General features: G+C 71.7%; 16 protein-coding genes and 1 tRNA gene. 6 read left to right on the plus strand and 11 right to left on the minus strand.

Annotation, left to right across the window (positions count from 1 at the left end):
- Positions 1–9: 9 nt before the first annotated feature.
- The 3 genes from OHS81_RS16705 to OHS81_RS16715 all read left to right on the plus strand — a co-directional run bounded on the left by OHS81_RS16705 (position 10) and on the right by OHS81_RS16715 (position 4,722).
- On the plus strand, positions 10–2,634 hold the full coding sequence (locus OHS81_RS16705; protein WP_328385549.1) for an MFS transporter: 2,625 nt from the start codon (positions 10–12) through the stop codon (positions 2,632–2,634).
- 218 nt (positions 2,635–2,852) lie between these two features.
- A complete protein-coding gene (locus tag OHS81_RS16710; protein ID WP_328385550.1) occupies positions 2,853–3,695 on the plus strand; it encodes a YceI family protein in 843 nt (280 codons plus the stop codon).
- 346 nt (positions 3,696–4,041) lie between these two features.
- Entirely contained in the window at positions 4,042–4,722 is a 681-nt protein-coding gene (locus tag OHS81_RS16715; RefSeq protein WP_328385551.1) for a hypothetical protein, read from the plus strand.
- 300 nt (positions 4,723–5,022) lie between these two features.
- Here the strand turns inward: OHS81_RS16715 and OHS81_RS16720 are convergent, their stop codons facing one another.
- From OHS81_RS16720 to OHS81_RS16745, 6 genes are all read right to left on the minus strand, one after another.
- On the minus strand, positions 5,023–5,787 hold the full coding sequence (locus OHS81_RS16720; RefSeq protein WP_328391208.1) for a TetR/AcrR family transcriptional regulator: 765 nt from the start codon (positions 5,785–5,787) through the stop codon (positions 5,023–5,025).
- A gap of 193 nt (positions 5,788–5,980) precedes the next feature.
- Positions 5,981–7,579: an MFS transporter gene (locus OHS81_RS16725; RefSeq protein WP_328385552.1), complete on the minus strand. Its 1,599-nt coding sequence runs from the start codon at positions 7,577–7,579 to the stop codon at positions 5,981–5,983.
- Between the two features lie 132 nt (positions 7,580–7,711).
- Positions 7,712–9,955 carry a glycosyltransferase family 39 protein gene (locus OHS81_RS16730; RefSeq protein WP_328385553.1) on the minus strand — a complete coding sequence of 748 codons (2,244 nt, stop codon included), beginning with the start codon at positions 9,953–9,955 and terminating at the stop codon, positions 7,712–7,714.
- A complete protein-coding gene (locus tag OHS81_RS16735) occupies positions 9,952–11,274 on the minus strand; it encodes a dolichyl-phosphate beta-glucosyltransferase (RefSeq protein ID WP_328385554.1) in 1,323 nt (440 codons plus the stop codon). Before OHS81_RS16735 ends, OHS81_RS16730 begins: the two co-directional genes overlap by 4 nt.
- A gap of 126 nt (positions 11,275–11,400) precedes the next feature.
- Positions 11,401–12,963, minus strand: a complete 1,563-nt coding sequence (locus OHS81_RS16740) for a sensor histidine kinase (RefSeq protein WP_328385555.1) — start codon at positions 12,961–12,963, stop codon at positions 11,401–11,403.
- Between the two features lie 319 nt (positions 12,964–13,282).
- A complete protein-coding gene (locus tag OHS81_RS16745; RefSeq protein WP_328391210.1) occupies positions 13,283–13,984 on the minus strand; it encodes a response regulator transcription factor in 702 nt (233 codons plus the stop codon).
- 385 nt (positions 13,985–14,369) lie between these two features.
- On the opposite strand from OHS81_RS16745, the gene OHS81_RS16750 reads away from it, so the two are divergent.
- Complete coding sequence (locus OHS81_RS16750; protein WP_328385556.1) at positions 14,370–14,975, plus strand: NADPH-dependent FMN reductase; 606 nt, start codon at positions 14,370–14,372, stop codon at positions 14,973–14,975.
- 86 nt (positions 14,976–15,061) lie between these two features.
- On the opposite strand, the gene OHS81_RS16755 is transcribed toward OHS81_RS16750, so the two are convergent.
- The 4 genes from OHS81_RS16755 to OHS81_RS16770 form a co-directional block, all read right to left on the minus strand.
- Positions 15,062–15,937 carry an amidohydrolase family protein gene (locus OHS81_RS16755; RefSeq protein ID WP_328385557.1) on the minus strand — a complete coding sequence of 292 codons (876 nt, stop codon included), beginning with the start codon at positions 15,935–15,937 and terminating at the stop codon, positions 15,062–15,064.
- 322 nt (positions 15,938–16,259) lie between these two features.
- Positions 16,260–17,213: a DUF2797 domain-containing protein gene (locus OHS81_RS16760; protein WP_328391212.1), complete on the minus strand. Its 954-nt coding sequence runs from the start codon at positions 17,211–17,213 to the stop codon at positions 16,260–16,262.
- A 226-nt stretch (positions 17,214–17,439) separates the two neighbouring features.
- The gene (locus OHS81_RS16765; RefSeq protein WP_328385558.1) at positions 17,440–17,967 is read right to left on the minus strand and encodes a DinB family protein; all 528 of its coding nucleotides are present in this window, start codon (positions 17,965–17,967) and stop codon (positions 17,440–17,442) included.
- 302 nt (positions 17,968–18,269) lie between these two features.
- Positions 18,270–19,436 carry a GlxA family transcriptional regulator gene (locus OHS81_RS16770; protein ID WP_443058714.1) on the minus strand — a complete coding sequence of 389 codons (1,167 nt, stop codon included), beginning with the start codon at positions 19,434–19,436 and terminating at the stop codon, positions 18,270–18,272.
- Between the two features lie 45 nt (positions 19,437–19,481).
- On the opposite strand from OHS81_RS16770, the gene OHS81_RS16775 reads away from it, so the two are divergent.
- Positions 19,482–20,273: an NAD(P)H-dependent oxidoreductase gene (locus OHS81_RS16775; protein WP_328385560.1), complete on the plus strand. Its 792-nt coding sequence runs from the start codon at positions 19,482–19,484 to the stop codon at positions 20,271–20,273.
- Between the two features lie 87 nt (positions 20,274–20,360).
- Here the strand turns inward: OHS81_RS16775 and OHS81_RS16780 are convergent.
- Positions 20,361–20,434 (minus strand) — tRNA-Met (locus OHS81_RS16780).
- Between the two features lie 158 nt (positions 20,435–20,592).
- Between OHS81_RS16780 and OHS81_RS16785 the strand changes: the two genes are divergently transcribed.
- Positions 20,593–21,267 (plus strand): hypothetical protein, encoded by a 675-nt coding sequence (locus OHS81_RS16785; protein ID WP_328385561.1) that lies wholly within the window; start codon positions 20,593–20,595, stop codon positions 21,265–21,267.

Below are 21,267 nucleotides of genomic sequence, written 5' to 3' on the forward strand. Positions count from 1 at the left end.
AGGAACTACATGGCTACGACCACACCAGCCGGTGTGCGGGGCGGCCACGCCAGGCACGGAGGCGGACACCATGCCTCCGACGGGGCCCCTATGACGCACCGTCAGATCATGGAGGCGCTGTCCGGGCTGCTGCTCGGCATGTTCGTCGCCATCCTGTCGTCGACGATCGTCTCCAACGCACTGCCCGAGATCATTCACGACCTCGACGGCGGACAGAGCGCCTACACCTGGGTCGTCACCGCCTCGCTGCTGGCGATGACCGCGACCACCCCGCTGTGGGGCAAGCTCTCCGACCTGTTCAGCAAGAAGCTGCTGGTGCAGTTCGCGCTGATCATCTACGTCGCGGGATCGGTCGTCGCGGGTCTGTCGCAGAACACCGGGATGCTGATCGCCTGCCGCGTGGTGCAGGGCATAGGCGTGGGCGGTCTGTCCGCCCTGGCCCAGATCGTGATGGCCGCGATGATCTCGCCGCGGGAGCGCGGCCGGTACAGCGGCTACCTCGGCGCCACCTTCGCCGTCGCCACCGTCGGCGGCCCGCTGCTCGGCGGCGTCATCACCGACACCGACTGGCTCGGCTGGCGCTGGTGCTTCTACGTCGGTGTGCCGTTCGCGGTCATCGCACTGATCGTGCTGCAGAAGACCCTGAAGCTGCCCGTCGTCAAGCGCGAGGGCGTCAAGGTCGACTGGGCGGGCGCCTTCTTCATCAGCGCGGCGGTCTCGCTGCTGCTGGTGTGGGTGACGCTGGCCGGTGACAAGTACGACTGGATGTCGTGGCAGACCGCCGCGATGGTCGGCGGCGCGGTCGTGCTCGGCGCGGTCTTCGTCTTCGTCGAGACCAAGGCCAAGGAGCCGATCATCCCGTTGCGGCTGTTCCGCAACAAGACGATCACCCTGGCGTCGGTGGCCTCGCTGTTCGTCGGTGTCGCGATGTTCTCCGGCACCGTCTTCTTCAGCCAGTACTTCCAGCTGGCGCGCGACAAGTCGCCGACGATGTCCGGCGTCATGACGATCCCGATGATCGGCGGCCTGTTCATCTCGTCGACGGTCTCGGGCCAGATCATCACCAAGACCGGCCGCTGGAAGGCCTGGCTGGTCGCCGGCGGCGTCCTGGTGACCGCGGGACTCGGGCTGCTGGGCACCATCCGCTACGACACCGAGTACTGGCACATCGCGATCTTCATGGCCCTGATGGGCCTGGGCATCGGCATGATGATGCAGAACCTGGTGCTCGCCACGCAGAACCAGGTGGCCCCCGAAGACCTCGGCTCCGCCTCGTCCGTCGTGACCTTCTTCCGCTCGCTCGGTGGTGCGGTGGGCGTCTCGGCCCTCGGTGCGGTGCTCGCCAACCGCGTCACCCACTACGTCAAGGACGGCCTGGCCGACCTCGGCCCCAAGGCCGCCAAGGCCGCCGCCCACGGCGCCGGCAACAGCGGCGGCGGCATCCCCGACCTGGACTCCCTCCCGGCGCCGCTGCGCACCGTCATGGAGAGCGCCTACGGTCACGGTGTCGGCGATGTGTTCCTCTACGCGGCGCCCTGCGCGCTGCTCGCCTTCCTCTTCACCCTGTTCATCAAGGAGGTCGCGTTGAAGACGCGTGGCGGACTGTCCCAGAGCACGGAGAGCGCCCGGGCCGCGGGCGTCCCGTCGGCCACCCCGGCGGCGGATGCCGTCGTCCCGGACCTCGCCGTCGCCGCCGCGGCGCCGGACGAGGAGCGGGAGCCCGCTCTGGTGGGTGCCCCGTCGGCGGCCCCCGACGACGACGTGCACACGCCCTCCTGGGCGCAGCCGGCCGCGGTCGCAGCCACCGCCACCCAGCCGCTGGCGGCGTACGCCTCGGCCGGCGGCGGTGACGCCCTCCCGACCGGTTCCGCGGTCCACGGCTTCGTCCGCAATGCGGAGGGCCACCCCGTACCGCGCTCCGCGGTGACGCTGATCTCGCTCAGCGGGCGCCAGCTGGGACGCGCGGTCGCCCAGGCCAACGGCTCGTATGTGCTCGACGCCCCCGGCGCCGGCTCGTACGTGCTGATCGCCGCGGCCGACGGCCACCAGCCGCAGGCGTCCACGGTCGTCGTCGGCGACCAGCCCTACGGCTACGACATCCTGCTCAGCGGCACCAGCGGCCTCGGCGGCCAGGTCCGCAGCGCGGCCACCGGCCGGCCGGTCGAGGGCGCGATGGTCGTGGTGACCGATGTCCGCGGAGAGGTGCTGGCCACCGGAATGACCGGCGCCGAGGGCCACTTCGCCTTCGACGAGCTGGCGCCCGGGACCTTCACCGTCGCCGTGAACGCCCCGAACCACCGCCCGGCCGCGCTGCCGGTCGAGATCGGCGGCCAGGGCACGACCCGGATCGAGATCGAGCTGCTGTCCGGCGCGCGGGTGCAGGGCATCGTGCGGGCCGGCGGTCCGGACGGATCCCGTCCGCTGCCCGACGCGCGGGTCACGCTGGTGGACGCGGCGGGCAATGTCGTGGCCACCTCGACGACCGGGGAGGACGGCGCCTACGCCTTCACCGACCTGGACGCCGGCGACTACACGGTCATCGCGAGCGGCTACCCGCCGGTCGCCACCGGCCTTGCGGTCGGTGCCCGCGGAGTCGACGGCTACGACGTCGAGCTCGCACACCCCGAGGGCTGAAGCACCCCGGGCCCGGGGATGTGCCCCGGGAGCAATACCCCGGGCCGGGACGCGCGTTGAGCGGAGGCGCGTCCCGGACCGGACCCCGGGGCTCCGGCGGCGGCGCTGCGCACAGGCAGGGGACGGCCTGCACGCCGCCGTCCGGAGCCCGACACTCCCCCACGCTCCCGGCCTCGCCGGAGCGGGGGACCCCGACCAGGCAGGAAACAGGAGAGGCAATGACTTCGACGGGCGCGGGAGCTGCGGGACTGAGGGCTCAGATCCGCACACGCGACGGCTGGGCGGTCCAGCACGCCGTACTGACCGTCACCGATATGACGGGCGCGCAGGTGCTGCGCGCGGCGGCGGACGACGAGGGCGCCATCCGCAGCGCAGAGCCGCTGCCCGCCGGCCCGTACACGGTCATCGTGACGGCCGTCGGCTATGCACCGGTCGCCTCCAGCGCGATCGTGACCGCGAGCGGCCGGATGGACGTCGGCAGCGTCGTCCTGGCGCGGCAGGGCGGGGCCGAGCTGCCGCCGCCCGGCGCCTGGACCATCGACCCGATGCACTCGACGGTGGCCGCGGTCGCCCAGCACCTGGGGATCTCCAGCGTGCACGGCCGGTTCACCGAGTTCAGCGGCCGGATCGAGATCGCCGAGGACCTTGCCGCCTCGCGGGTCGAGGCGGCCATCAAGGCCACGTCCATCGACACCGGCAACGGGATGCGCGACGGGCATCTGCGCTCCGAAGACTTCCTGAACGTCGAGAAGTTCCCGGAGATCACCTACCGCAGCTCGGCCCTGGCACCGGCAGGGCCGGACCGCTGGACGGTACACGGCGAGCTGTCGCTGCACGGTGTCGTACGCCCGGTGGACCTCGATCTGAGCTACCTCGGCACCGGCCCCGACCCCTGGGGCGGGGTGCGCGCCGCCTTCCGCGCCACCGCGGAGCTGCGTCGCGAGGACTTCAAGATGAACTACAACCAGGTCGTTGCGGCCGGCATCGCGGCGATCGGCACCACCCTGAAGGTCGAACTGGACATCCAGGCGGTGCAGGGGGAGAGCCTGCCGATGGGGTGAGGCGGCCGGTCCCGCGGCGCGATCGACGTGGTGACCGTGGCGGCCCTGGAATGCGCGACATCCCCCTACGTGATCACACCGCTGCCGGAGGCTGACGCAAGCGTGCGTGGGGGGTGTTACGTGCCCATCATCCGGTCATCCAGAAACCACCATGTGACCTGCCTAGCTTGAAGCACGGAGGCCCGAAGCCGGCGTCATGCCGGCCCCTTGGGCAGGGCTTCCTTCCTCCATCCCCCATCCGCGCATGACGTCAGTGATGCGCTCCTCCCACAGAAGGCAGGATGACGAAGAGATGAGAGAGATACGCAGCGTGCTCCCGTCCGGGCGAGGCTTGAGGTCGGCAGTGGTGGGATCGGTGTTCGCCGTGGCGACGCTGGGCCTGAGCATCACTCCCGCGCAGGCGGACTCTCCTGGCGGCGGCGGCAGTCTCATGCCCAAGCCGGGAGTCGGCGTGGTCCCCAGCGGGCCCGACCCTCTGGACGACCCCGCGCAGCTCGCCGACTTCCTGTCGCGTTGCGGCGACAACTGCACCGTCGAGAACGCCCGTTACGCCGGGGACAAGACCGAGGGCACTCCGGAGCGGATCGGGAAGCCCGTACCCAATTGCAATCCCTCCGCCATCAACACGGGGTGGTCGGAGGCGGAGACGAAGACCGAAGGCCTCGTCATCGGCATGTCGCTCGGCATCGGCGGGGAGCCCACCAAGACCGTCACGGCGACGCCGAGTATCCAGTACACCTCGACCACGTCGACGACGGTGGGTCAGGACGTCAGGCTCACCGAGCAGCCGGCCTACACGATTGCCTGGCTCGACAAGGTTCCCACCACCCAGAAGCTGGAGGGAACCTGGAAGCTCAAAGGCGTCGACCAGTCGAACCCCTTCGCCCCTGTGAACGAATTCAACAGCAAGGGTCCGCGTACGTTCGACAACGTCGTGGCGAAGAGCACCTTCGTATCCCTCAAGCCGCACTACCGCGCCATGACTGCAGAAGAAAAGGCACAGTGCTCCAATACGAGCGCCACATGAACCGTGACCGTCCAGGTGAGGGCGCCCACCACACCTGAGCGGTCACCACGGGCGCGAGGGCCTTCCGGCCGGTGCGGACCACACGTCCACCACCACCGGCCGGAGGGCCCTCACTCCTGTGGGCGGCCGGGCAAGGCTGCCTCACGTCGGACGCGTTTTCCGTGGAGGCTCGCACCGGCCGGCCCGTTCCTGCGCACTACGGCACCCTCGCCACCCGCTGTGCGGACCGGGTTCGAAGCCCCTGGCACAAACCCCCGAAGAACGCGCCGTCATGGCGCTGTTCGCCGGCTTGGACGGCGGCTACGGCCGGTCCCGCATCGCCTCGATGCCCGCGATCTGGAGATCGAGGGCGAAGGCGAAGTCCCGGTCCAGCATGTCCACGGCGCTGCGGCCCCGGCGGATGTGGTCGGCCCGGGTGGAGGGTTCCAGCAGCCCGGCCAGCTCCGGCCGGTCGGTGAGCGCGGCGACGACCTGTTCGAAGTAGTCGTCGAGGCTCATGCCCACGGCCCGGCAGCGGGCCTCGTGTGTGGCCCGGATCGTCGAGAAGCCGTAGACGAAGTGGAAGAGGGACGCCAGCGCGCCGGACATGCGGTCCGCGTCCAGGCCGCTGCGGCGCATCACCCGCTGGGTGGCGTGGGCGAAGGCCGTCGCGTGCGGGCCGATGTTGAGGAACTCGCCCAGCAGGCGGGCCGCCCAGGGGTGGCCCAGCAGCATGTCGCGGTAGCCGACGGCGAGCGTGCGCAACTGGTCGCGCCAGTCGGCGCCGGAGTCCGACGCATCGGGCAGGGTCATCTCGCCGACCACCGCGTCGACGGCAAGTTCCAGCAGGTCGTCCTTGGTGTCGACGTACCAGTAGACGGACATCGCGGTGACGCCGAGCTCGGCGGCGAGCCTGCGCATCGAGAACTTCGACAGGCCGTCGGCGTCCAGCAGCCGGACCGTCGCCCCGACGATCTTGTCGAGGTCGAGTGCGGCCGGCTGCTCCGCCTTCCGTTTGAGCGGGGGCCGTTCGGTCAGCCAGACGCTGTTCGGCCGCTTTCCGGTGCGGTCGTCCGTCGCTGCCATGGCGCCCCTCCCTGTCCCGAGCGTCTTCGACGTCGTGGGTGCCGTCGTCGCGGTCGGCTTCGGTGTCGTCATGCGATGACGCCCTGCGGTGACGTCGTCGGCGTTGTCATCGGTGTCGTCGGCGGTGACGGCACGTTTGGGTGTCATACGTGCCGCCGGTACGCGCTGTTCACGCGCACCTGCCGAGCCGATGCTATTCCGCCGCGGCGGTGGCCGGTTGCGCACCGGGAGCCGTGGCGGCCTGCTCCGCGTCCCCTCCGGTACGCTCCGCCCGGCGCAGCAGGACGGCGGCGAGCAGCCCGCCGAGGAACACCGCGGCCGCGCCGACCAGCTGGCTGGTGCCGATACCGGCCGCGAAGGCGTCGTGGACGGCGTCCCGTCCGGCACCCGTACGGGTCCGGGCGAGCGCCGCGGTCAGCGACCCGGCGCCCGCGGCGGCCGCCGGAAGCAGCGCCGCGAAACGGGAGTTGAGGACCGCGCCGAGGACGGCGACGCCGAGGCCCTGGCCGAATTCCATCAGGGTGCCGTTGACGCCGGCCCCCACGCCCGCCTTGGCCGGCGGGATCGCGGACATGATGGCGTTGGCCATCGTCGGCATGGCGAACGCGACACCGGCACCCATCACGACCAGGCCGCACAGCATGCCGCCGTAGCCGGCCCCGCCGAACAGGGAGACGGCGGCGAGGCCGGCCGCGAGCAGCGACATTCCCGAAACGATCATTCCGGGGGTGCCGAGCCGGGGGATCAGACGGGCGCTCAGACCGGTGAAGTTGACCAGGATGACGGTGACGGCGAGCGGCGCCATCCGCAGTCCGGCATCCAGCGGTCCGTAACCGAGGACCAGTTGGAGATGCTGGGTGAGCAGGAACATCGAGCCGCCCATCCCGAAGGCGACGAGGATGCCGCCCGAGACGGCGCCGATGAACCGGCGGTTGCGGAAGAAGTGCATGTCCAGCATCGGGTGCGGGACGCGCAGCTCCCACAGCGCGAAGACGGCGAGCCCGGCGACCCCGAGGGCCGCGGAGATCAGCACCCGGCCGGACAGCCAGCCGTACATCGGTCCGGAGATGATCGCGAAGACCACCCCGACCATGCCGATCATGGACAGCAGGGCACCCAGCAGGTCGAGAGGGGTCCGCCCGGCCGAGGGCGTACCGGCCGCGGAGAGGGCGCCGCCACGGCTGCTCGATTCGGGAACGAGGACGGCGACGGCCGCCAGCGCGATCACCGCGACCGGCAGATTGACCAGGAACAGCGAGCCCCACCAGAAGTGGTCGAGCAGCGAACCGCCGATCAGCGGGCCGGCGGCGAAGCCGAGGGAGTTGACCGAGCTCCAGATGCCGATGGCGCGGGGGCGCTCCTCGTCGTCGAAGATCTGCATGACGACGGCGAGGGTGGTGGTCACCAGCAGGGCCCCGCCGATGCCCATACCGGCGCGTGCGGCGATGAGCTCGCCGGGTGACCCGGCGAGGGCGGCGCCGAGCGAGGCGGCCCCGAACAGCGCCAGGCCGACGATGAGCATCCTCTTGCGGCCGTAACGGTCGGCGGAGTTGCCCGCGGTGAGCAGCAGACCGGACTGGACCAGCGAATAGGCGTTGATCATCCACTGGACGTCGGCGGTGGTCGCGCCCAGTTCCTCGGTGAGGGAGGGGATCGCGACGTTCAGGACGGTGTTGTCGAGGACGACCGTCAGCTGGGCGAGGCAGATGACGGCGAGGATCAGCCAGCGGGCGGCGGGGCGGCCCGGTGGCTCAAGAGTGGCGGTGGTGGCGTCGGAGGCCACGGAGGGCATACGGGCTCCCTGTACGGTGCGAGCGGAGAACTTACACCGTACAGGGAGGGTTATACGCCGTACATTTCCTTTTCGGCCGCCCGGGGACCGGGCCGGTCTCGCGCTTACGCCTTCCGGGTCACGCCTTCCGGGTCACGCCTTCCGGGTGAGGTCGTAGAAGGTGGCGCTGCCCACGGTGACCTTCTTGAAGGTCTTCTCCACCCAGGAAGTGATCTCCGACGAGCCGCCCCGGCCACCACCGGGGCCGCCCTTGCCGCCACCACGGCCGCCACCGGGACCCCCCGGACCGCCACCGGGGCCGCCCTTTCCGCCCGCGAGGAAGTAGTGGATCTTCCCCGCCGCCACCTCCTTCCTGAACTGGTCAAGGGTCGGCGAAGGGTCGCTCCCGTTGAAGCCGCCGATCGCCATCACCGGCTTCTGGGTGGCGAGTTGATAGCTCGCGGCGTTCTGCGAGCCGATCGCCGCGGCGGCCCAGGTGTAGTTCCCGGCGTCCTTCTCCAGCATCGCCTCGGCCCGGGCGCTCACCTTGCTGCCGTTGAGCAGACCGCCCATGCCGCCCATGCCGTGCATCCGCCCGGCGCCCCGCTCACCGAAGCCGCCCGGTCCGCCCGACCTGCCCGGCCCGCCGGGGAAATGCCCCGTGCCCTGGCCCTTGCCCTGCCCTTGGCCCCCGCGCTTGCCCTGGCCACCCGGCATGGCTCCGTTGTTCCCGCGCCACCTACCGGGCCGCCCGCCGCCGGGGAAACGGCCACCGGGCCCGCCCATGCCGCCGCGCACCGTGGGGCCCGCGGTGATGATCGACCCGCCCTTGGGCGTGTTGACCGTCTGGAGCGTGTACGCGACCGGACCGGCCAGCGCCGTCGCCACCCCGAGTCCGCCCGCCAGCACCGCGAGGCGTCGGCCCGTCCGCCGCGGCGCCCGTTCCCCATCCCCCGCCGGCTCTCCGCCCCGCGCCGACGCTCCCGCCCATACCGGCACCAGCAGTCCCAGCACCGACAGCGCTCCGAGGGCCACCACGGTCCAGCGCAGCCACGGCAGCCAGCCCGGCGAGCGGTCCAGCAGCACATACGACCATCCGGCGGTCACCGCGACCGTCCCGGCCAGTACGAGCGCGGCGCGCCGCCCGCCCCGCCGCCACCACAGCGTCGCCCCCATCCCGACCAGCGCCGCGAGGTACGGGGCCAGCGCGATGTTGTAGTACTGATGGAAAATCCCGGACATAAAGCTGAAGATCGCGAAGGTCATCAGCAGCGCGCCGCCCCACACCAGGAACTCCGCCCGCTGACCGGCCTGTTCGGCATCGGTCGCGCGCCGGGCCCGCCACAGCACCCACACGCTCGCGACCAGCAGGATCAGCGCGGCAGGCAGCAGCCACGAGATCTGCCCGCCCATGTCGGACGAGAACAGCCGGGTGATCCCGGTCTGCCCCCAGCCACCACCGCCATGACCGCCGCGGCCGCCACCGCCGACGCTGCCGGTCTCATTGCCGCTGATCCGGCCGAGGCCGTTGTAGCCGAAGGTCAGCTCCAGGAAGCTGTTGTGCTGCGAGCCGCCGATGTACGGGCGCGAGGACGCCGGCCACAGCTCGACGATCGCCACCCACCAGCCGCCGGACACCACGATCGCCAGCCCGCCGAGCAGCAGCTGCCCCAGGCGCCGGCGCAGCGCGACCGGCGCACAGCAGGCGTAGACGACGGCGAGGGCCGGCAGGATCAGCCACGCCTGCAGCGTCTTGGTGAGAAACCCCAGGCCGAAGCAGACACCGGCGAGCACCAGCCACTTCGTACGGCCGTCCGCGAGCGCCCGCAGGACGGCGGCGATCGCACCGACCATCAGCAGGCACAGCAGCGCATCGGGGTTGTTGAACCGGAACATCAGTGCCGCGACCGGCGTCACGGCCAGCGCCCCGCCGGCGAGCAGCCCCGCCCCGGCACCGAACCGACGCCGTACGGCCCCGTAGAGCACCCCGACCGTCGCCACGCCCATCAGCGCCTCGGGCACCAGGATCGCCCACGAACTGAGCCCGAAGAGCCGTACGGACAGCGCCATCGGCCACAGTGCGGCCGGCGGCTTGTCGACGGTGATGGAGTTCGCCGCGTCGGAGGAGCCGAAGAAGAACGCCTTCCAGCTCTCGCTGCCGGCCTGTACGGCGGCCGAGTAGAACTGGTTGGCATAGCCGGAGGCGGACAGGCTCCAGAGGTAGAGCACGGCCGTGACCAGCAACAACGCCAGCAGCGCGGGCCGCGCCCAGCGCGGAGAGGCGGCGGGGTCCGACGCCGCCGGGGAAGCGGCGGCCGGGCCCGGCGGCCCTCCCTGCGGCGTGGACGGGGGCCGGTACGACGGCTGGGCCGGCGTAGCGGGCGGGTGCGGGGTCATCGAGTGCTCCTGGTCAGGTCGTGGTGATCGTGCGAAGGGTGCGGCTGCGGTCCGCCGGCGTCGTCGCGCCGCTCGCGGTCCGGGAACACCCAGGCGCGGAAGAGCAGGAACCGCAGCACCGTCGCCGCGAGGTTGGCGGCCACCAGCACCGCGAGTTCGGTGCCGTGCGAGGCCTCGCCGCCGGCGGCGGCGAGGGCGGCCAGGGACCCGCTGGTCAGCGCCAGCCCGATGGCGAAGACCACCAGTCCCTGAGCCTGGTGCCGCACGGCCCGGTCCCGGCCCCGCACCCCGAAGGTCAGCCGCCGGTTGGCGGCCGTATTGGCCAGCGCCGACAGCAACAGCGCCACGGCATTGGCGGCTTGGGGCCCCACACCGAGCCGGAAGACCGAGTACAGGCCGAGGTAGAGCAGGGTGCTGAGCCCGCCGACGACACAGAAGCCGACCAGCTGACGGGCCAGGCCGCCGGGCACCCCGGACAGCTCACGGTCCCGCGGATCGTCCCCGAACGGCCGGGCGAGCCGGTCCAGCGGCAGTCCACCGGTCGCCAGCGCCCGCCCCACCCGCCATACGCCCTTGAGGTCGTCGGCGGCCGTCCGCACCAGCTGCACGGTGCTGTCGGGGTCGTCGACCCAGTCCACCGGCACCTCGTGGATCCGCAGCCCGGCACGCTCCGCGAGCACCAGCATCTCGGTGTCGAAGAACCATCCGGTGTCCTCGACCATCGGCAGCAGCCGCGCGGCGACATCACCGCGGATGGCCTTGAACCCGCACTGCGCGTCGGAGAACCGTGCGGCGAGCGAACCGCGCAGGATGAGGTTGTACATCCGCGAGATGAACTCCCGCTTCGGGCCGCGCACCACCCGCGCGCTGCGGCTGAGCCGGGAGCCGATCGCCAGATCCGAGTGCCCGGAGATCAGCGGCGCGACCAGTGGCAGCAGCGCGTTGAGGTCCGTGGACAGATCGACGTCCATATAGGCCAGCACCGGCGCCTCGGAGAGGGACCACACGGTGCGCAGCGCCCGCCCGCGCCCCTTCTGCTCCAGCCGTACCGCCGTGACCTCGTCGATCTCGTCGTCGAGCAGGGCGGCGACCTCCGGCGTACGGTCCGTGCTCGCGTTGTCGGCGATGGTGATGCGGAAGCTGTACGGGAAGGTGCGGGCGAGGTGGTCGTGCAGCCGCCGCACACAGGGCGCCAGGTCGCGCTCCTCGTTGTAGACCGGGATCACCACATCGAGGACGGTCGCGATCTGACCGAGCCGCAGATGCTCGCGCGGCGGGAGGGAACCCAGCGGTGTGCGGGGCGGCTGTGTCGTCGTCATGCCTACGACATTCGCCGCCCGCGCTGTCACGGCAGTGTGCTGAGCCTGTGTCCTGGCTGTGAGGGGGACGGTGTTCTCGGGGGCGGCCGGTGCCTTCGGGGCGACAGGCGCTGTCGGGACAGCCGCTTACGGGAGAGGCTCCGCCGGGAGAGGCGCCTTCGGGGCAGCCGCCGCCCTCGGCAGCGTCACCGTGAAGACCGTCCGCCCCGGCACACTGCTCACCCCGACCGTGCCTCCGTGCGCGGCAACCACCGCCTGCACGATGGCGAGGCCGAGCCCCGTGCTCCCGGCGGCACGCGAACGCGAGGCATCGCCCCGCGCGAACCGCTCGAAGACATGCGGGAGGAGCGCGGCCGGAATACCGGGCCCGTCGTCCTGCACCTGCAGCTCGACGACGCGAGCGACGAGGTCACGGCGCCCGGCAGGACCACCGGCGGTGGCCGGGGCGCCCGCACGGTCTGCGGCGTGGGCACCGGCCCTGTCACCGGCAGCGGGCAGAGTCGCCATACGACCGGCAGCGCGCACCCTGGCCGTCACCGTCGTGCCCTCGGGCGTATGCGTACGGGCGTTGGCCAGCAGATTCACCAAGATCTGGTGCAGCCGCCCGCCATCGCCGTGGACCAGCGCGGGCTCGTCGGGCAGCTCCAGCCGCCACCGGTGACCGGGCCCCGCCACCTGCGCATCACTGACGGCATCCACCACCAGCGGCGACAGATCGGTGGTCTCGTACGACAGCGGGCGCCCGGAATCGAGCCGGGCGAGCAGCAACAGGTCCTCCACCAGCCCCGTCATCCGCTCCGCCTCCGACTCGATCCGTCCCAGGGCGTGCCGGGTCTCCGGTCCCGGCTGCTCCCGCCCGCGCCGGGTCAGCTCGGCATAGCCGCGGATCGACGCCAGCGGCGTACGCAGCTCATGGCTGGCGTCGGCGACGAACTGCCGCACCCGCGTCTCGCTCTCCTGACGGGCCGCGAGCGCCGAGCCGACATGCCCCAGCATCCGGTTGAGCGCCGCACCGACCTGCCCCACTTCCGTCCGGCCGTCCGATTCGGAGGCCGGCACCCGGACGTGCAGCGCCACCTCGCCCTGGTGCAGCGGGAGTTCGGACACGTGGGTGGCGGTGGCGGCGACCCGGCGCAACGGCCGCAGGGCGATACCGACCATGGTGGAGCCGGCGATACCGGCCGCGATCAGACCGGCGACCGTCACGCACTCCTCGATGACCACCAGTTGGCTGACCGTGTCCTGCACAGAGCCGAGCGGCAGACCGAGCGCCAGCGAGCGCGAGCCGCCCCTGGTGGACACCACCCGGTAGTCATCGAGGCCGGGCAGCTCGGCGGTGTGCGGCCGGCCGTCCCGCGGCACCGCATTCAGCGCCGCCACCTGCACCCCGGACAGCGGCGACAGCCGGTCCTCGGGCAGCCGGTTGGTCGAATTGCTCAGCATGGCACCCTCATCGGCCATGCCGTCGGGGCCGAACCGCGCCCCCACCGTCTTCAGCGGCTGACCGCCCATGGCCACAAAGTCCAGCCCCTGCATACGCCGCGGGTCATGCGGCCGCGGCTCCTTGGCATGGATGACGAAATCCAGCAGCTGCCGGTCCAACTGCCGTTGCAGATAGTCGTGCAGCGCAATGGTCGTCACCGTGCCGATGACGGCACCGACGACCGCGATCAGCGCCACCGCCGACACGACGAGACGGGTCCGGAGCGACCAGCGGCGGCGGGGGGTGGGGGCCGGGGTGGCCGGCCTTGCCGGGATGGCAGAGGTGGCTGGGGTCGATGGGGTGGCCGAGGAGTCTGGACCGGCCAAGGCACCCGGACCGGCCAGGTCACTCGGACCCGCCAAGGCATTCGGACCGGCCAGGTCACCCGGACCAGCCAGGCCACCCGGACCAACTGGGTCAGCCGGACCAACCGGGGCACCGGGACCGGCCGGGGCACCCGGACCGGCCGGCGCATCCGGACCGGTCGGCCCCGTGGCCGCCGGGTTTCGCGTTCGCGGCACCGGCCTACCCGCCCGGCTTGATGAGGTAGCCCGCGCCGCGCCGGGTGTGGATCATCGGCGTCCGCCCCGCGTCGATCTTCCGCCGCAGGTAGGAGATATACAGCTCCACGACGTTGGCCTGGCCGCCGAAGTCGTAGCTCCAGACCCGGTCGAGGATCTGGGTCTTGCTCAGCACCCGCCGCGGATTGCGCATCAGATAGCGCAGCAACTCGAACTCGGTGGCGGTCAGATGGATCTCCTGGCCGTCCCGCCACACCTCATGGCTGTCCTCGTCGAGCGTCAGGTCGCCCACCGTCAGCCGCGACTCGCTCCGGGCCGCTGCCGCCCCGGCCCGGCGGAGCAGCCCCCGCAGCCTGGCCACCACCTCTTCCAGGCTGAACGGCTTGGTGACATAGTCGTCGCCGCCCGCCGTCAGCCCGGCGATCCGGTCCTCGACCGCGTCCTTGGCGGTCAGGAACAGCACCGGCACATCCGGCAGTTCCCGCCGCAACCGCCCGAGCACCGTCAGCCCGTCCATGTCCGGCAGCATCACATCGAGCAGCACCGCATCCGGCCGCCAACTACGGGCACAGCGCAGCGCTCCCGCCCCGTCCCCTTCCGAGCGGATGTCCCAGCCCTCGTAACGCAGGGCAAGGGACAACAGGTCGGCGAGCGAGGACTCATCGTCCACGACCAGCACTCGCAGCGGACTGCCGTCGGGCCGCAACAACGCCGGCTGCTTCTCGGGCGCGCCCCTGGAGGACGAGGCCGTAGCCGGGATACGAAACGACGCTGAGGACGACGAAGTCACGGTCATGCCCGGGAGCCTGACCCGCCCCCGTGAGAGCTCCCTTGCGCCTTTCTGTGAATCTCCTGAGAATCCCCCGTGCTTCGTTCCTCCGGGGCCTCTCCCCTCCCCGGGCGCCCCCAGCCCCCTGCCGCCCTGCCCCCTTCGAGTCCTACCCGGCCCTGGTCTCCCGGCCCTTGACCGGCCTGGGCCGCCCCCCGCGCGGTCCAGGCCGATCACCACTTCGTCAGCATCGCACCCCCCACTGACAATCGCTCTGACCAGCACATTCGCAGCCCTGCACAAACCCCTATACCGTCACGCCATGAGACTCCTCGCGCTCTCCGGAAGCCTGCGTGCGCGCTCCTCCAACGGCGCGGTGCTGCGCTCCGCGCTCGCCTTCTGGGACGGCCCGGCCGCCACCGCGGACATCGGCGCCCTGCCGCACTTCAACCCCGATCTGGACGGCGAGGACGCCACCCCCACCGCACCCGTCGCCGCCCTGCGCGCCGAGGTCGCAACGGCCGACGCCCTGCTCGTCGTCAGCCCCGAGTACGCGCACGGCGTCCCCGGCGTCCTCAAGAACGCCCTCGACTGGCTGGTCAGCAGCGGCGAATGCGTCTCGAAGCCGGTTGCGGTGATCACCGCCTCGCCGTCCCCCACCGGCGGCGACCACGCCAACGCCCAGCTCCGCGAGATCCTGCGGATGATGACCGGCGAGGTCATCGAGGCCGCCTGCCGCGAAATCCCTGCCATCGGCCCGAAGATCGACCCCGCTACGGAACGCGTGACGGACGAGGCCACCCTCTCCGAACTGCGCGCCGCCCTGTCCCACCTGTCGGCAGCCACCGGCGCAGCCGCAACCGCATCCACACCGGCGACCGCGCCCGCATCCACAGCCGCCGCCCCACACCCATCCGAACGGCCCTGATCGCGGCGCCGAACGCATCCCGCACCCGGCTCAGGAGGCCCCGATCGCCCCGATCGCCCCGAGAGCGCGCAGCGCCGCCAGGGGCCTCACACCCCGAACAACCGGGCCGCATTCCCGTAACAGACGCCCCGCAGCCATTCCTCGCCCAGCTCCAGCCGCTCAAGCGCCTCCAGCGCATGCGCGTACCCATAGGGGATGTTGGGAAAGTCGCTGCCGAACAGCACCCGGTCGCCGAGGTCGGTGAGCCGGTGGCGTTCGGCCCGCGGGAACGGCGCCCTCCGCTCGGAGAAGTCCGTGAAGACCATCGTCGTATCGAGGTGCACGCCCGGATAGCGCTGCGCCAGGTCCAGGAAATCGGCGTACTCCGGCATCCCCATGTGCGCGATGATCAGTCGCAGCCGGGGGTGGCGGGCCAGCAGCCGCCCGATCGGCTCGGGCCCGGTGTGTTTGCGCGGCGCCGGATCCGACCCGCAGTGGATCACCACCGGCACACCGGCCTCGGCGAGGGCGCCCCACACGGAGTCGAGCAGTGCATCGGTCGGGTCGTAACCGCCCACCTGCACATGCGCCTTGAAGACCCGCGCCCCGCCGGCCAGTTCGTCCCGCACATACGCCGCGGCGCCGTCCTCCGGAAAGAAGGTCGCGGTCCGCAGACAGTCCGGCGTACGGGAGGCGAAGTCGGCCGCCCAGCCGTTCAACCACTGCGCCATATCCGGCTTGTGCGGATAGACCATCGACGTGAACGCCCGTACCCCGAAGCCACGCAGCACCGCCAGCCGCTCGTCCTCCTCGAACCGGTACGTGATCGGCCACGCCCGGCCCACCAGCGGCCCGGCCGCGTCGAAGTACGCCCAGACCTTCGCCATCACCCGCTCGGGCATGAAGTGCGTATGGACATCGATCAGCCCCGGCAGCCCCAACTCCCGCCAGAACGCGCCGACCCGCTCATCACCCTCCGCCACGCCGGGCCCCTCCCCATACGGTTCCGACCACTACGTTTCCGACCGCCCACTACGTTCCCGGCCGCTGCTGTTCCGGCCACTACACCCGCCACCAGGACACCCGCCCCTCCGGCAAGCCGTCCCTGCCACCGCCCCCCGGTCTACCTGCACACAGCATCCAAACGCCCCCACCGGGCCCGGAACAACCCCCATCAGCCGCTTTCCGGCAAGCCCCACAGCCCCCGCAGGCCAGAGAACACGGATTCCCAGCCCTCCGCCGGCCCCGAGGCCCCCACTTCGTCCCCAACGGGCCTGCCCACGGGGCCGGCCGGACCCCGGCCCCTCAGAACAGCCCCTCCTGGCGCCCCTTCTCCTCCTCCCCCTCCCTCATCCCGGACCCCACGGCCCGCACCGGCGCCGTCGTCACCCGCCCCACGGCCGCCCCCAGCACCCACCCCGACAACACCCGCGCATCCATCACCGCAACCACGCCACCGGCCCTGCTCGACGCACCGGTCCCGCTCTCCACACCAGCCCTGTCCGTCGCACCGCCCAGGCTGGTACCACCAGCCACGCCGGTCACAGCCCCCCGGCCCGCCCCAGCGCCCCCAGCTGCCTCTTCCCCCTCCCCCACCAGCCGCAGATACACATCGGGCCCCACCCCGGTCAGCACCTCCCCCACGATCTCCATCCCGGATGTCATCCCGCCCAGCTCCGCCACCTCCCCCGGAATGCGGTCGAGCCCGAACAGCTCCGTATGGTCCGCACAGGCGAACTCCACCGGCTGAAGCGTCTCCGGCCAGCCCGGCAACCTCCGTGCCGCCCCGTGCAGTTGAGCCAGCTCAGCGGCCCGTTCCGGCACCGGCGGCAGCGCCCCACGAGCTGCCCGCTTCGTCGCCTTCCCGAACCGGTCGGGCACCGCCAGTGCGCTCCCCAGCAACGCCTCCGCCCGCCGCGCCGCCATCAGGGGCCCGCGCCCCAGCCATGCGTACGCCACCGCCCCCTGCTCCACCAGCCGGGCCGGACCACGCTCGACGGCCGTGATCCCCACCTTGATCAGGCCGGGACCGAAGTACGCGAGGTAGACGCCGTAGGGGCGCGGATCATCGGCCATGGTGTCCGCGGCCACCGAACGCGACCGGTCCAACCGGGCGCACCGGGCGCACTGGTCCTTGGCACTCGCACCGTCGAGCACCGCACCGTACGGGCACACGATCCGGCCGGCGGCCCTCCGTACGCCCAGACAGCGCCGCTCCCCCTGCGCGGCGAACGCCAGCACCTTGCCCGCGGGGAGCATGCTCACCCGCTCCTCGCTCCGCTCGGCGCAGTACCAACCGAGCCGCTGCCCGAACCGCCCCTCCGGCCCCGGCCCCGGCCCGCCACCTGACCAGCGCGGTCCCGTACATCGCCACACACCGCCAGCGTACGACCACCCACGGACAACGCCCCCCGCACGCAGTCACCGACGGCCTCAGCCCACACCCCACCGGGCCTCACACGTCGCGCCCACGCGTCTTGGGTGATCACCGTTGAGCGGTGGTGCTGGCCCCGTCGAGCGCTTCCCGGATGATGTCCGCGTGCCCGCCGTGCTGGGCCGTCTCCCTGATCACGTGCAGCAGGATCCGGCGTGCAGACCAGTGGACGGTCTCCGGCGGGGACCACGGAGTCTTGGGGAGTGGCACACTCCGGCCGAGGTCCGGCAGGGCAGCCACGGACTCCTCGGTCCCCTGAGCGGCAGCGGTGTACTGCTCCAGCAGCCCAGCGAGCGTCTCGCCTTCGACCATGCGGTACTGCTCCAAGTCCAGCATGCCCTCCGGCAGTTCTCCCTCCCCCTTGACCATGATCTGCGTCCACACCTGCTCACACCGGGTGAGGTGTTTGACGATCCCGCCCAGCGTGAGCTCGCTCACGGTCGTGCGCTGTGCGGCCTGGGCGTCGGTGATGTCGCGCACGGTGATCAGCAGCAATGTCCGCTGCTCCGCGAGTGCTTGCAGCAGTTCACCGTGTTCGCCTGGAAGAAACGGGGCTGTGCCGTGCGATGAAGTGGTCATGGGCCGACCGTAGGGGGCATTCAGGACAGCGATTGTCCTCATTGCCCGTCCCGGCTTCCCCGGTCGGCCCGGTGAGGGCAGCTCAAGGCCGCTCGGTCTCCGATCACCGCGCTCGCGGACGCGCGGGCGGCGGTCTCGCCGACGAGGTTCTGGCCGGTGGCTCTCAGCCGGGACGCGACCCTGACCGCGTCCGCCTCCACCACAGTCGCGCAGACAGGCATCCGAATCCGTCGGCACACAGCTGGCATTCACCTACCGCCCGCACAGGCATCGTGAGTGTCGTCGAACAGCCCCGCCAGACCTCACACCACCAGCCCATCCCCACCGCCGTTCCCACCACCGCCCCCGTCCCTGCCCCCGTCTCCCGGCCCCCGGAACGTGCTCCGATAGGCCCGCGGCGACACCCCCAGCACCGCCTGCAGATGCATCCGCAACGAGGCCGCCGTCCCGAAGCCCGCCTCCGCCGCGATCCGGTCCACCGTCAGCTCCGTCTCCTCCAGCAACTGCCGCGCGCGCTCGATCCGTTGCTGCGTCAGCCACTGGAGCGGCGAGACCCCCACCTCGTCCCGGAACCGCCGGGTGAAGGTCCGTACGCTCATCGACTCGCGCGCCGCCAGTTCCCGCAGGCTCAGCGGCCGGTCCAGATGTTCCAGCGCCCAGGCCCTCGCCGCCCCCGTGGAGGACACCTGCGGCTCCGGCACCGGCCGCCGGATGTACTGCGCCTGCCCGCCCTCCCGGTGCGGCGGCACGACCGTCCGCCGCGCCACATCGTTGGCCACGGCCGCCCCGTGATCACACCGGACCATGTGCAGACACAGATCGATCCCCGAGGCGACCCCCGCCGCGGTCAGCACTTCCCCCTCATCCGTGTACAGCACCTCCGCATCCAGCTCGACCGCCGGGAACAACTGCCGGAAGTCCTCCACCGACCGCCAGTGCGTGGTCGCCCGCCGCCCGTCCAGCAGCCCGGCCGCGGCCAGCACGAACGCCCCCGTACAGATCGACGCGATCCGGGTCCCGGGCCGGATCCGGCCCAGCGCCGCCGCCATCGCCGGGCTCAGCCGCCCCGCGCTTCCGCCCTCTCCCCGCCCGTAATCCGCCCCGTAATCCGCCCCGGACGCCGGCACGACCACGGTGCCGGCCGCTTCCAGCGCCTCCGGCCCGTGCGCGACATTCACCGTGAAATCCGTGTCCGTACGCACCTCCCCGGGCTCCAAGGCGCAGGTCACCAGCTCGTACAGCGGCTCCCCACCCGCCGACCGGGCCTCCCCGAAGATCCGGTGCACGATCCCCACCTCGATCGGCAGCATCCCGTCCCGCACCAGCACGGCCACCCGATGCGGCCGCCCGCCCCTTGGGACGGCCCGCACCTTCCCACCCCCACTACCGCTGTAGCCGCCACCACCACTGCTGCGACCGCCACCGCTCTCCCTCACACCCATGGCCCGATCCTTGCACACCATGGCCATCGGGCCACTCGTATGCCGCCCACCGCTCCCGGGACAGTGGAGGACATGAAGGTCCTCTGGCTGTTCGCCCACCCCGACCAGCGCTCCCTGAGCGGCGCCCTCCTGGCCGAAGGGCTGCGCACCCTCGACGCCCACGGCCACCAGCACCGCGTCTCCGACCTCTACGCCATGAAGTGGAACCCGGTGGTCGACGCCGCCGACTACGACCACGACCCGGCCGACCGCCTCCGGATCGGCACGGCCTCGGAACGCGGCTACACAAACGGCCGCTTGAGTCCCGACATCGACGCCGAACAGCAGAAACTCACCTGGGCGGACACGCTGATCATCCAGTTTCCCCTCTGGTGGTACGGCATGCCGGCCATCCTCAAGGGCTGGTTCGACCGCGTCTTCGTCAAGGGCTTCGCCTTCGGCCTCACCGACCCCGCCACCGGCCGCCCCCGGCGCTACGGCGACGGCAGACTCACCGGCAAGCGCGCCATGGTCATCACCACCGCCGGCGCCCGCGCCGCCACCCTCGGCCCGCGCGGCGTCAACGGAGACCTCAACGATCTCCTCTTCCCCCTCCAGCACGGCACCCTCTGGTACACCGGGATCTCCGTCGTCCCGCCCCTCCTGATCCCCGGCGCGGACCGCACCACCCCCACCGCCTACGCGACCGCCGCCACCCGCCTGCGCAAGCGCCTCCGCACCCTCCCCACCACCGAGCCGCTGCCCTTCCGCCACCAGAACAACGGCGACTACGACGACGACCTGCTCCTCCACCCCGGCCTGGCCCGCCCCCACACCGGCCCGGCCGCCCACTACACAGCCCCGCCCCCACCGGTCCACGGCTGAACCGCACGCACCGGACGCCGCCCGCCCCCGCACGCACAAAAGCCGCAGGCCCAGTGGAAGAAATTCCACTGGGCCTGCGGCTATCAGTAGCGGGGACAGGATTTGAACCTGCGACCTCTGGGTTATGAGCCCAGCGAGCTACCGAGCTGCTCCACCCCGCGTCGGTGAACTGAACATTACGCCACTCCCCCACCAATGCCTAATCGTTTCCTTCACCGCCACCCCCCGCCCACGCCACCCCCACTCAACTCGCCACATCAACAGACCAGTTGAGGCCAAAAACAGATCCCCTCCCCCTCCCTCATGCCAAGCTGCCGCCATGACGAGGCACCTGATAGCAGTCGTCGGCAACAGCCCGGGCGTCGGAAAGTCCACCCTCTGCCGCTCCCTGGCCGCCTGGCTGAAGGACACCGGAGCAACGGTCGACCACTTCCCGGAGGCCGACATCCTCACCCGCCCCGCCTTCCGCCCCGTGGCCGAAGAGTTCGCCGACGGCAACCACAGCGTCCGGCCCGAGACCTTGATCGAATCCACCCGCGCCTACCTCGCCGAGTCCCGCGCCGCCGGCATCGACGTCCTGGTCACCGACGCGCTGCTGCCCTTCATCCCTTCCCTGGTGGCCTGGGGCCACGACGAGCCCTCCCTCGCCCGCGTCCTGCACGAGTTGACCACCGCCGTCGAACCGACCCAGGTGACCGTGGTCTACCTGCACGACGACCCCTCGGCCGCCCTCCAACGCGCCCTCACCCGCGAGGGCCCCGACTGGGCAAACTGGTACGTCACCACACTCGCCGCCTCCCCCGGCACCCGCTCCGTCCACGACCTCGCCTCGGCCGCCGCCCACCTACACCACGAAGCCGCCCTGACCCAGCGCCTCCTGGCCACCACCCCATGGAACGTCCTCACCGTGGACGTAGCCCACCTCGACGCCTCCCAGACCGCCACCCACGTCCGCCACCGACTCACCGGCCTCATCGACTGCCCACCCCGCTGA

It is taken from the genome of Streptomyces sp. NBC_00400 (genome assembly GCF_036048035.1).
Taxonomy (GTDB): domain Bacteria; phylum Actinomycetota; class Actinomycetes; order Streptomycetales; family Streptomycetaceae; genus Streptomyces.